The following is a 12,543-nucleotide window of genomic DNA, read 5'->3' on the forward strand; positions in this document are numbered from 1 at the left end:
TTCAACGTACAGATTTATTGATGGATAACTTTTTCCAACACAAGGCGCGCAAGCGCTTCGGCCAGAACTTCCTCGTCGATGAGAATATTATCGAGCGTATAGTGCGCGCCGTGGCGCCCAAGGAAACCGACAAGCTGGTGGAAATCGGCCCCGGCCAGGGGGCCATCACCCAACTTTTATTGCAGCGCTGCCCGTCGCTCACTGCAGTGGAACTGGACCGCGACCTGATACCGCTACTGCAATTCAAATTCCGCGACTATCCGGAATTCAGCATTATCGAAAAGGACGCGCTCAAATTCGACTTCGGCACTCTCTCCGAAGAGGCCGGCGGCAGGCCGCTGCGCATTGTTGGCAACCTGCCCTACAACATTTCCACACCGCTGCTGTTTCACCTGCTCAGTTTCAGGGGCAAGGTGCAGGACATGCACTTTATGCTGCAGAAAGAAGTGGTGGACAGACTCAGTGCCACCCCGGGCAACAAGTCCTATGGCCGCCTCAGCGTGATGGTGCAGTACCACTGCCGCGTACAGGGACTCTTCCCGGTACCGCCGCAGTCCTTCCGCCCGGCGCCCAAGGTGGAATCCGCCATAGTGCGCCTGATCCCCCACGCCAGCCCACCCCACCCGGCCCAGGATGAGGCGCTGTTGGAACGCATCGTCAATGTCGCCTTCCAGCAGCGGCGCAAGACACTGCGCAATGCCATCAAACCCCTGTATCCTGACCTCGATACCGACCGGTTGCCGGTGGACGCAGGGCGGCGACCGGAAACTTTCAGCGTGCAGGAATTCGTGCAGCTGGCAAACTACTGCGCTGAGCTCGAAAAAAAGTAACGGAAAAGATTCGGGGTTGTGTTTTGGCCACCTACGCCATCGGCGATATACAGGGCTGTTTTGAGCCGCTGCAGCGACTGCTGAAAAAAATCCATTTCCGCCCCGACCGCGACAAGCTGTGGCTGGCCGGCGATATGGTGCACCGCGGCCACGACAGCCTCGGCACACTGCGCTTTCTGTACGAGCACCGACACCAGGTCACCGCGGTGCTGGGCAACCACGACCTGCACCTGCTGGCGCTGGCCCACGGCGCCAAGCGCCTCACCGATCACGAGCACGACCTGGCAAAAGTACTGCGCGCCAAGGACGCCGACAAACTGCTGAGCTGGCTGCAGGGACTGCCGCTGGTGGTGCACAAGAAAGGTTTCACCATGGTGCACGCCGGCATACCGCCGATCTGGAGCATCACCAAGGCGCTGGAATTGTCCCGCGAAATGCACCATGCCCTGGCCGACGACGCCCTGGCCAAGGCCTTCTTCTACGGCATGTACGGCAACGAGCCCCACTGCTGGAGCGACCACCTGCTCGGCATCGAGCGGCTGCGCTCCATCACCAACTATTTCACCCGCATGCGCTTCTGCAAGGCCGATGGCACCCTCGACCTGGTCACCAAACGCGGCCCCCAGGCCGAGCACGGCGACTACAGACCCTGGTTCAGCTTCCCCGACAGAAAGACCAGGAACGACAAGATCATCTTCGGCCACTGGGCGGCGCTGGAAGGCAGGGCCGATACAAAAAATGTCTATGCGCTGGATACCGGCTGCGTCTGGGGCGGCTACCTGACTGCGATGAGGCTCAGTGACGAAGAGTTTTTCTGTGCAGACTGCAGTCTCTAGGGGCTGCTCACACTAAATTCGATGGCCGCGACCATTTGGCCTTCCTCGACTGTACGCTTTGAATTACGAATCCAGTACTCGCATAAAGGCGTGACTTGCGATCCAATGGTTTCAGACTGATCCTCACCGGCGACGTAATGACCGGCCGCGGCATTGACCAGGTACTGTCCTGCGCCGGCAACCCGCAGATCCATGAATCCCATATGCGCTCCGCCAAGGGCTATATCGCACTCGCGGAGGAGCGCAATGGCGGCATTCCGCTACCCGTGCCATATGACTATTTGTGGGGCGAGGCGCTCGGGGCCATGGCTGCGCGCGAGGCGGATTGCAGGATCATCAATCTGGAAACCGCCGTGACCCGCTGCGACGATTTCTGGCCCGGCAAGGGCATCAACTATCGCATGCACCCGGGCAATATGCCGGCCATTACCGCCGCGCAGATAGACATATGCAGCCTGGCCAACAACCATGTACTGGACTGGGGTTACGCTGGATTGCAGGAGACACTGCTCAGCCTGCGGCAGGCGGGACTGGAAGTTGCCGGTGCGGGAATAGATGCCGACTCCGCCGCGGCGCCGGCGGTAGCAAATCTCGGAGAGAAACGGCTGCTGGTGTTCGCCTGCGGTCACTACAGCAGCGGCATTCCAGAGGAGTGGGCGGCGACAGAGAATAGAGCCGGAGTCAATTTTATTGGCAACCTGTCCGCTGAAACCGCGCAAGGCCTGGCGCAGCAGATAGACGTCTATCGGCAGTCCGGGGACCTGGTCATTGTCTCCATCCACTGGGGCGGCAACTGGGGCTACCGCATCGCGCCCCAACAACGGGTATTCGCCCATAGGCTGATCGACGCCGGCGTGGACCTGGTGCACGGCCACTCCTCCCACCACCCCATCGGCATAGAGGTCTATCAGCAGCGGGCGATTCTCTACGGCTGCGGGGATCTGATCAACGACTATGAGGGCATCAGCAGTGGCCATGAAAAGTACCGCTCGCACCTGCGCCCGCTCTACTGCGTGGACCTGGACAGAGAAAGCGGCGCCCTGCGACGGCTGGAGGTGATTCCGTTCGAGATGCGTCGCTTCCGCTTGCAGACGCCGGCAAACGATGACCGCGACTGGCTGCTCGGCACCCTGGACCGCGAGTGCCGCCCGTTGGGGGCGACGTTGCGACTGTCAGATAGAGGGGAGTCGTTCCTTTTGCACTGGTAGCCCAGCGTGCCCGTCAAGACCGTGGACGATGGGCACGTCGCTGCGCTCCTTTGACCTTCCTATGAGGCGTAGCCATTCGGATTCTGCGACTGCCAGCGCCAGGTATCTGCGACCATTCGCTCCAGGTCGAATTCGGCCCTCCAGCCCAATTCCTTCGCCGCCAGTGCCGGGTCGGCATAGCAGGCAGCGATATCGCCGGGCCGGCGCGGGACTATCTGGTAGGGAACCTCGCGGCCGCTGACCCGCTCGAAGGCGCGCACTATTTCCAGCACCGAACTGCCACGGCCGGTGCCCAGGTTGTGGGTGTAACAGCCCTCCGGCGTCTCCTTGCGGCGCAGCATTTCCAGTGCCGCCAGGTGACCGCGGGCCAGGTCGACCACGTGGATATAGTCTCGCACGCCAGTACCGTCGACGGTATCGTAGTCATCGCCGAACACCTGCAGCTGCGGCAGGCGCCCCACCGCCACCTGGGCCACATAGGGCAGCAGGTTGTTGGGGATACCGCGCGGGTCCTCGCCGATGGTGCCACTCTCGTGGGCACCGATCGGATTGAAGTAGCGCAGCAGGCTGACCTTCCACTGACTCTGCGGCGCCGCACTGAGATCCCGCAGCATGTCTTCCACCATCAATTTGCTGGCACCGTAGGGGTTGGTGGCCCCGGTGGGGAAGTTTTCGCGAATGGGTACGCTGGCCGGGTCACCGTAGACGGTGGCCGAGGAGCTGAAGATCAGCTGGCGCACGCCGAACTCCTCCATCACCTGGCACAGGGTCAGGGTACCGGCAACATTGTTCTGGTAATAGCGCAGCGGCTGCGCCACAGATTCACCCACCGCCTTCAGGCCGGCAAAATGAATTACCGCATCGATGGAATAGCGGGAAAAAATTTCGTGCAGCCCGGCGGCATCGCCAATATCGACCCTGTGGAAAGGCACCTGGCGCCCGGCGATGGCCTCAACCCGGTGCAGGGAGGCTTCGCTACTGTTGGACAGGTTGTCCACCACCACCGGATCCCAGCCCGCGGCGAGCAATTCGACACACGTATGACTGCCGATATAACCGGCGCCGCCGGTAACCAGGATCGCCATAACGACTTCCTCTAATCACATTGAGTTCTCAAGAAGGTGCCTAGTAGAGCGCAAAACTGCCGTCAGATTCAACCTATGTTGGCGGCGTTTCGCCGCCGCCGTTACACGGAAGACTATGCTGGAAGTGCAGGAAGTCATTTCGCCTTTGCTTCCGCGCGGCGGTGAGCTATCACTGCCACTGGTAATAAAGATAGTGTTTTGCGCCCAAGCGCATCCCAGAAACGCTAAGCCACCGAGAAGGCTTAGCGTCCAGGCCACAGCCCATCGGGTTAGACGCACTTTTGACGCAGTAGGCTGTGCATTCATCCAGCGCGACTGGCAGGACGCCGAACGCTGTCCGACACGCTACAGGGAGCCGTACATCATGACGATTTTCAATCACTACCTGGAGAGGTACGAATCCATCCAGGATGAAGAGCTCAGCATTCAGGAATACCTGGAGCTGTGCAGGACCGACCGCAGTGCCTACGCCTCCCCGGCCGAGCGCATGCTGATGGCCATTGGCGAGGCGGAGCTGGTGGATACTTCCCGCGACCCGCGCCTGTCGCGCATCTTTTCCAACAAGGTGATCAAGCGCTACGAGGCCTTCAGCGAATTTTACGGCATGGAGGAGGCGATTGAGCAGATCGTCTCCTTCTTCCGCCACGCGGCCCAGGGACTGGAGGAAAAGAAACAGATTCTCTATCTGCTGGGACCGGTGGGCGGCGGCAAGTCCTCTCTTGCCGAGCGACTCAAGGCGCTGATGGAAGAAGTCCCCATCTATGCCATCAAGGGTTCGCCGGTATTCGAGTCTCCCCTCAGCTTGTTCTCACCGAATGAGGACGGCCAGATACTCGAAGAGGACTACGGCATAGCACGGCGCTATGTGAATACGATCATGTCGCCCTGGGCAGTGAAGCGACTGCATGAATACAAAGGCGATATCAGCAAGTTCCGCGTGGTGAAAATCCGTCCGTCGATTCTCGACCAGGTAGCCATCTCCAAGACGGAGCCGGGCGACGAAAACAACCAGGATATCTCCTCCCTGGTGGGCAAGATCGATATCCGCAAGCTGGAGGATTTTCCACAGAACGATCCGGATGCCTACAGTTTCTCCGGCAGCCTGTGCCGCGCCAACCAGGGGCTGATGGAATTTGTGGAGATGTTCAAGGCGCCGATCAAGGTACTGCACCCGCTGCTGACCGCCACCCAGGAGGGCAACTACAACAGCACCGAAGGCCTTGGGTCGATACCGTTCAACGGTACCATTCTTGCCCACTCCAACGAGTCCGAGTGGCAGTCCTTCCGCAACAACCGCAATAACGAAGCTTTCCTCGATCGTATCTATATCGTCAAGGTCCCCTACTGTGTGCGGGTGCAGGAGGAAATCAAGATTTACGGCAAGCTGCTGGAAAACAGCTCCCTGAGCAAAGCCCCCTGCGCGCCGGACACACTGCGTATGCTGGCACAGTTCTCGGTGCTGTCCCGGGTCAAGAACCCGGAAAATTCCAGTCTCTACTCGAAGATGCGTATCTACGACGGTGAGAACCTGAAGGATACGGATCCAAAGGCCAAGACCATCCAGGAGTACAGGGACAACGCCGGCGTCGACGAGGGCATGAACGGTCTCTCCACACGCTTTGCATTCAAGATACTGTCCAAGGTGTTCAATTTCGACGCCACCGAAGTGGCGGCCAATCCGGTGCACTTGCTCTACGTCCTCGAGCAGCAGATAGAGCAGGAACAGTTCCCGCCGGAGGTCCAGGAAAACTACCTGGGCTTTATCAAGGAATACCTGGCGCCGCGCTATGTTGAGTTTATTGGCAAGGAAATTCAGACCGCCTACCTCGAATCCTATGCCGAGTACGGCCAGAACCTGTTCGATCGCTATGTTACCTATGCCGATTTCTGGATCCAGGACCAGGAATACCGTGACCCGGAGACCGGCGAGATACTCGATCGCGGCGCACTGAACGAGGAGCTGGAAAAGACTGAGAAACCCGCCGGCATTTCCAACCCGAAGGATTTCCGCAATGAGATAGTCAACTTCGTACTGCGCGCCCGCGCCAACAACCAGGGCAAGAACCCCGACTGGCGCTCCTACGAAAAACTGCGCGCGGTGATCGAGAAGAAGATGTTCTCCAATACCGAGGACCTGCTGCCGGTGATCTCCTTCAACACCAAGGCCTCTGCAGACGACAAGAAGAAACATGCCGATTTTGTCGCCCGAATGGTGGAGCGGGGGTATACGGAGAAACAGGTGCGCCTGCTTTCGGAGTGGTATCTGCGGGTGCGCAAGTCGCAATAGCGAAAACAACCATTTAGCCAAGGCGAGCCCGTACTGGACGCCGGATCAAATGCGAAGGACGTGATGCCGGTGGCCTTTTGCGGGACTGTCGGCCGGAGGGACCCGGCCGACAAGCCTACAGGGATGTATTCACGGCGTGTCCCGCGAAAGGCCACCGGCAGCACGGCCGCCACGGAGCCACAAGCGGACCACCTGGTCACAAGGCAGTAATATGAGTTACATCATCGACCGCCGCCTGAACGGCAAAAAGAAAAGCACAGTCAACCGCCAGCGGTTCCTGCGCCGTTACAAGGCCCATATCAAGAAGGCTGTCGGAGAGGCGATGAACAGCCGCTCCATTACCGATATGGATAAGGGGGAACGTATCAGTATCCCCACCCGCGATATCAACGAACCCATTTTTTCCCACGGTGCCGGCGGCCACGTCGAGCGGGTATTGCCCGGCAACAAGGAATTCATTTCCGGCGACAGGATTCCCCGCCAGGGCCAGCAGGGTGGCAGCGGTGGAGGCGGCGGAGCCGCCAGTGACAGCGGCGAAGGCGTGGATGAGTTCGTCTTCCAGATCTCCCAGGAAGAATTTCTCGACTTTATGTTCGAGGGCCTGCAGCTGCCCAATATGATCAAGCGCCGCCTGGCCGGCAACGAGTCATTCCAGGTGGTGCGCGCCGGCATCAGTAACGAGGGCACACCGGGCCGTATCAATGTGGTGCGCTCTCTGCGTGCGGCGAATGCGCGGCGTATCGCATTGACCAGCAGCAAGCGGCGCAATATTCGCGAACTGGAACTGGAGCTCGAACAGGAGGAAAACAAGGATCCGGCCCTGCGTGACCAACGCAGGATCGAGTCACTGAGCGGCGAAATTGCCGAGCTGCGCCGCCGCATAGATCGCGTGCCCTTCCTCGACGACTTCGATCTCAAGTACAACTTACTGGTGCGCCAGCCGCGCCCCCGGTCCCGCGCGGTGATGTTCTGCCTGATGGACGTGTCCGGTTCCATGAACCAGGCCACCAAGGATATGGCCAAGCGTTTCTTCCTGCTGCTGTACCTGTTTCTGCAGCGCAGCTATGAATACACCGAAGTGGTATTTATCCGCCACCATACCAGCGCCAAGGAAGTGGACGAGGAGGAGTTTTTCTATTCGCGAGAAACCGGCGGCACCATCGTTTCCAGTGCACTGAAACTGATGCGCCGCATCATGCACGAGCGTTACCCCGCCAGCGAGTGGAATATCTACGGCGCCCAGGCATCTGATGGCGACAACTGGAACGACGACTCAAGCACCTGCCACAAGATACTGATCGACGACATCATGCCCCACGTGCAGTACTACTCCTACGTGGAGATTACTCCGAGAGATCACCAGGCGCTGTGGGAGGAGTACGAAAGCGTGCGCACCCTGTTCCCGAATCATTTTGCCATGGAGCAGATAGTCGACGTACAGGATATCTACCCGGTTTTCCGCCAACTGTTCAGCCAGAAGGTTGCCGCCTGATGCTAGATACTTTTACAACCGAGACCGATGCGCCCAAGTCGGAATCCAGCGGCCCCATCTCCACCAGCTCGGAGTGGACTTTCGAGCTGATCCAGGACTACGACCGGGCCATCGGCGAACTGGCGGAGGAGTTTGGCCTGGACACCTACCCCAACCAGATAGAGGTGATCAGCTCCGAACAGATGATGGACGCCTACTCATCGGTGGGCATGCCAGTGGGCTACAACCACTGGTCTTTCGGCAAGCAGTTCATCAGCGTGGAGAACAACTACCAGCGCGGACTGATGGGCCTGGCCTATGAGATTGTGATCAACTCCAATCCCTGTATCGCCTATCTCATGGAAGAAAACACCATGACGATGCAGGCACTGGTAATCGCTCACGCCAGTTACGGCCATAACTCCTTTTTCAAGGGCAATTACCTGTTCCGCTCCTGGACAGATGCCAGCAGCATCATCGACTACCTGATTTTCGCCAAGAACTACATCGCCCGCTGCGAAGAGCGCCATGGCCTGGACGAGGTGGAGGCGATCCTGGATTCCTGCCACGCGCTGATGAATTACGGTGTGGACCGCTACAAGCGTCCATACCCCATCTCGGCGGTGGAAGAGGAGCGGCGGCAGAAGGAGCGGGAGGAATACCGCCAGCGGCAATTGAATGACTTGTGGCGGACAATCCCCAAACTGGGCGAGGGAGCGGAAGAAGCGGCAGTAAGGCGCTTCCCGGAGGAGCCCCAGGAAAATCTCCTCTACTTCGTCGAGAAAAATGCGCCGCTGCTGGAGAACTGGCAGCGGGAGCTGGTGCGCATAGTGCGCAAGCTGGCACAGTATTTCTATCCACAGCGCCAGACCCAGGTAATGAACGAGGGTTGGGCCACCTTCTGGCACTACACACTGTTGTCCGAACTCTATCGACGCGGCCGGGTGACCGAAGGCTTTATGATGGAGTTCCTGCAGAGTCACACCAATGTGATCTACCAGCCATCCTTCGACACCCCCTACTACAACGGCATCAATCCCTACACCCTGGGCTTCAGCATCTTCAGCGACCTGAGGCGCATCTGCGAAAATCCCACCGATGAGGATCGCCAGTGGTTCCCGGACATCGCGGGAAGCAACTGGAAGGAGACGCTGCAGTTCGCCATGCGCGACTTCAAGGATGAGAGCTTTATCCTGCAGTTTCTGTCGCCGAAGGTGATGCGCGACATGAAGCTCTTCTCCATCAGCGACAACGACCGCGAGAACGAGATAGTGGTCAGTGCCATCCACGACGAGGATGGCTACCGGGAGCTGCGCGCCAATCTGGCCGGGCAGTACAACCTGGGCAACCGCGAACCCAACATCCAGGTCTATTCGGTGGAAACCCGCGGGGACCGCTCCCTGACCCTGCACCACACCCAGCATCGCCGCCGCCCACTGGGCAAGGACACCAATGAGGTGCTACGTCACCTGCACCGCCTGTGGGGATTCGACGTGCACCTACACAGCCTGAATGGCGAAGAAATCACCGCCAGCTATCACTGCCCGGAACTGGGCAGGGACAGGCCCGACCGGGAAGAGGAATCGATGCTGGTTCCCAAGCCCATTTGACGAGTGGCCAGTGGTTGGTGGTGAGTGTTCAGCAGGGCTGCAGCCACTGACCACCAACCACTGATCACTAATCACACTTCGAGCAGCAACTTCACCTTGGCCGCCAGCTCGCTGCGCTCGCCCGGGTGGGCCACCAGGGCATCCGCCCCGGCATCCAGCCAGCGCTGCTGATCCCGCTCACCGGCCGGCGCTACCACCAGCACACGCACGTTGGCGTACTCGCTGCGCGAGCGCAGGTGATCCAGGATCTGGAAGCCGTTGACCCCCACCAGATTGGCATCAATCACCATCAGGGCTGGCTTACAGCCCGCCATCAGGGTTCCGGCGATAAAGCTGTCTCCGGCCACCTCGACATCGCAACCCACCTGCTGCAGGGCCTGGCGGCCGGCGGCGGTCAGCTCCGGGTCACTCGCCAGCAGCAGCACCTTGCGGCTGGCAGCGGCCAGCTCACTGGGCACCGGCATGGCGTTATCGCGCAAAAAACCGACAAAGTCGTCGACGCAGATACGGTGATCTCCACGACCAGGCAGCTTGTATGCCTTGAGCTGACCCCGTTCAATCCAGCGAATTACGGTGCGGAAATTCACCCCACAGTATCTCGCGGCCTCCCCGGTGGTAAGCACATGCAGTTCGTTCATCTTTATTCTTCCCCCAACATCCTGCAATTACTGACAGGCACTTTCGAAGTCCGCATACGCAACATGCGGCTGTAATTCACAGTTTAACGCGAATTTATCCTGTTTTTTCGAAATGCCCTTATAAATTATGCTGTTCAATGCTGCAAAACCAGCTTGAAACTCGGCCCATGTACTTTATTAACGAACGGCAGAGAAACCCCCTCAAAAAATAATGAATGGTAGAGTTGACAGTTATGGCAGGTTAAATAGAATGGTCACGAATCGGCAGTTCTCTTGGATGCCGAAGCGCCCACGGGCGCAGCCAGGCATGGCATCAGTCTCTTTGAATGGCGAACGGATATTCCCGAGCGAATACCCTAAGACCCTGGGCCCCCTTGTATTTTCGGGGCCTTTTTTTTATCTTGCCGAAACTCCAGATTTCACTCCTCTCGATATATACCGCTCCCGAGATAAGGGTGCGGCGCCGGAACTATTGGATTTATGGCAGTGCACAGCTCACCCCGGCAAACCATTCACCCCTCCCCGGAGCCCTCCCGATGAAGATATACCTGGTCGGCGGCGCCGTGCGCGACAGGCTGCTCGACCGGCCGATCCACGAGCGCGATTGGGTGGTAGTGGGGGCCGATGAAAAGCAGATGCGTGGCCTCGGCTTCAGCCCGGTGGGCAAGGACTTCCCGGTATTTCTGCACCCGGAGACCAGCGAGGAGTACGCCCTGGCGCGCACCGAGCGCAAGAGCGGCCACGGCTATGGCGGATTTACGGTACACGCATCCCCCGATGTCACCCTGGAGCAGGACCTGCTGCGCCGCGACCTCACCATCAATGCCATGGCTGAGGGAGAAGACGGTGAGTTGATCGACCCCTACGGCGGTCGCACCGACCTGGAGGCACGGCTGCTGCGCCACATCTCCCCCGCCTTTGCCGAAGACCCTCTGCGTATATTGCGCGTGGCCCGCTTCGCCGCCCGCTACCACCACCTGGGTTTTACCATCGCCGACGAGACCATGGCGCTGATGCGGCAGATGGTCGACGAGGGTGAGGTCCAGCACCTGGTGGCCGAGCGGGTGTGGAAGGAGATCAGCCGCGCACTGACCGAGCCGGATCCGGATGTCTTTGTCCGCGTGCTGCGCGAGTGCGGCGCCCTTGAGATACTGCTTCCGGAGCTGGAACAGCTGTTCGGTATCCCCCAGCCACCCCAGCATCACCCGGAAATTGACACCGGCGAACATGTGCTGATGGCCCTGCGCATGGCGCCGCCTGAACTGCCGGTGCGTTTTGCGGTACTGGTACACGATCTGGGCAAAGGCCTCACTCCGAAGGAAATACTGCCCAGCCACCGCGGCCACGAGTGTGCCGGCCTGCCGCTGGTGCGCGACGTCTGCAGACGCTGGCGCGTCCCCAAGCAGCTGACCGCACTGGCCACCGGCGTGTGCGAATACCACCTCCACTGCCACAAGGCTTTCGAACTGCGACCGCAGACCCTGATGAAGCTGCTGCGCGCCCTCGATGCCCTGCGCCGGCCGGAGAGATTCGAGCAGTTCCTGCTCGCCTGCGAGGCGGACGCCCGCGGCCGCAAGGGCCTGCAGGACCGGGACTACCCCCAGGTCGACTACTTGCGCGCGGTGCGCGAGGCCGCCGCAGCGGTCACCGCCGACGGGCTGATGGAACAGGGCTACGAGGGCGCCGAACTGGGTAAAGCCCTGGACCGCGCGCGCATCCGCGCCATTGCCAAGGTAAAGGAAGACCACCCCAATGCGTAACGCACTGATCACCGGCGCCGCCGCCCGCCTCGGCCGCGCCATCGCCCGCGAGCTGCACCGGGATCACCGGGTCATCATCCACTACCGCAGTTCAGCCGGCGCGGCGCAGCAGCTGGTGGAAGAACTGAACAGTGTCCGCCCGGACTCAGCCGTGGCGATCCAGAGTGAACTGGGCAGCGCCACCGACTGCGAGAGACTGGCCGAACAGGCCACAGACCAGTGGGGAGGAATCGATGTGCTGGTCAATAACGCCTCGGCTTTCTTCCCCACCCCGGTCGGCAGCGCAGACGAGCAACAGTGGGACCAGCTGATCGGCAGCAACCTGAAGGCGCCCTTCTTCCTGAGTCAGGCGCTGGCAAAAACCCTCTCCCGCGCCAGCAATGGCGGGGGGAGCGGCTGCATCGTCAATATGGCGGACATTCACGCCGAGCGCCCCATGCCGAGACACCCGATCTACTGTGCCGCCAAGGCCGGCCTGGTGATGCTGACCAAGAGCCTGGCTCTGGAACTGGCCCCGGAGGTGCGCGTCAACTCGGTGGCACCCGGCGCCATACTCTGGCCCGAACAGGAAACCGGAGACGAAGCTGCCCAGGCACAGATCCTAGAGCGCATACCCCTGGCCCGCACCGGCAGCGAGGCGGACATTGCGCGCACGGTGCGCTTTCTCGTCACCGAAGCCCCCTATATCAGTGGCCAGGTGATTGCCGTAGACGGTGGCCGCAACCTGAACATCTGAGCCGCAAGCTGGTACCGGGAGGCCGAAAAGAAATTTTTAGGACCCCGGCTGCTGCATTCACTCTCACGAGACAGGGGTAACA

Annotated in this window: 10 protein-coding genes; 8 read left to right on the forward strand and 2 right to left on the reverse strand. The window is 60.1% G+C overall.

The annotated features are described in order from the left end of the window. Positions 1 to 20 precede the first annotated feature (20 nt). The 3 genes from rsmA to IG627_RS16985 all read left to right on the forward strand — a co-directional run bounded on the left by rsmA (position 21) and on the right by IG627_RS16985 (position 2,874). Positions 21 to 830 carry a 16S rRNA (adenine(1518)-N(6)/adenine(1519)-N(6))-dimethyltransferase RsmA gene (rsmA, locus tag IG627_RS16975; protein WP_193193819.1) on the forward strand — a complete coding sequence of 270 codons (810 nt, stop codon included), beginning with the start codon at positions 21 to 23 and terminating at the stop codon, positions 828 to 830. 23 nt (positions 831 to 853) lie between these two features. Then, complete coding sequence (locus tag IG627_RS16980; RefSeq protein WP_193193821.1) at positions 854 to 1,666, forward strand: symmetrical bis(5'-nucleosyl)-tetraphosphatase; 813 nt, start codon at positions 854 to 856, stop codon at positions 1,664 to 1,666. A gap of 95 nt (positions 1,667 to 1,761) precedes the next feature. Beyond that, a complete protein-coding gene (locus IG627_RS16985; protein ID WP_226865344.1) occupies positions 1,762 to 2,874 on the forward strand; it encodes a CapA family protein in 1,113 nt (370 codons plus the stop codon). A gap of 59 nt (positions 2,875 to 2,933) precedes the next feature. Here the strand turns inward: IG627_RS16985 and galE are convergent, their stop codons facing one another. Next, positions 2,934 to 3,959, reverse strand: coding sequence for a UDP-glucose 4-epimerase GalE (galE, locus tag IG627_RS16990; protein ID WP_193193823.1), 1,026 nt, complete (start codon positions 3,957 to 3,959; stop codon positions 2,934 to 2,936). A 364-nt stretch (positions 3,960 to 4,323) separates the two neighbouring features. Here galE and IG627_RS16995 point away from each other — a divergent pair, with 364 nt between their 5' ends. From IG627_RS16995 to IG627_RS17005, 3 genes are all read left to right on the forward strand, one after another. Continuing rightward, the gene (locus IG627_RS16995) at positions 4,324 to 6,246 is read left to right on the forward strand and encodes a PrkA family serine protein kinase (protein WP_193193825.1); all 1,923 of its coding nucleotides are present in this window, start codon (positions 4,324 to 4,326) and stop codon (positions 6,244 to 6,246) included. A gap of 211 nt (positions 6,247 to 6,457) precedes the next feature. Next, complete coding sequence (locus IG627_RS17000; protein ID WP_193193827.1) at positions 6,458 to 7,738, forward strand: YeaH/YhbH family protein; 1,281 nt, start codon at positions 6,458 to 6,460, stop codon at positions 7,736 to 7,738. Further along, positions 7,738 to 9,327, forward strand: a complete 1,590-nt coding sequence (locus IG627_RS17005; RefSeq protein ID WP_193193829.1) for a SpoVR family protein — start codon at positions 7,738 to 7,740, stop codon at positions 9,325 to 9,327. Before IG627_RS17000 ends, IG627_RS17005 begins: the two co-directional genes overlap by 1 nt. 71 nt (positions 9,328 to 9,398) lie before the next feature. Here IG627_RS17005 and IG627_RS17010 read toward each other — a convergent pair whose 3' ends face one another. Beyond that, a complete protein-coding gene (locus IG627_RS17010; protein ID WP_193193831.1) occupies positions 9,399 to 9,965 on the reverse strand; it encodes a response regulator in 567 nt (188 codons plus the stop codon). Between the two features lie 536 nt (positions 9,966 to 10,501). Between IG627_RS17010 and IG627_RS17015 the strand changes: the two genes are divergently transcribed. Both IG627_RS17015 and IG627_RS17020 read left to right on the forward strand, forming a co-directional pair. Next, positions 10,502 to 11,725, forward strand: coding sequence for a multifunctional CCA addition/repair protein (locus tag IG627_RS17015; protein WP_193193833.1), 1,224 nt, complete (start codon positions 10,502 to 10,504; stop codon positions 11,723 to 11,725). Then, entirely contained in the window at positions 11,718 to 12,461 is a 744-nt protein-coding gene (locus IG627_RS17020) for a pteridine reductase (protein ID WP_193193835.1), read from the forward strand. Before IG627_RS17015 ends, IG627_RS17020 begins: the two co-directional genes overlap by 8 nt. The last annotated feature ends 82 nt before the right edge of the window (positions 12,462 to 12,543 follow it).

The organism is Microbulbifer taiwanensis (genome assembly GCF_014904815.1).
Taxonomy (GTDB): domain Bacteria; phylum Pseudomonadota; class Gammaproteobacteria; order Pseudomonadales; family Cellvibrionaceae; genus Microbulbifer; species Microbulbifer taiwanensis.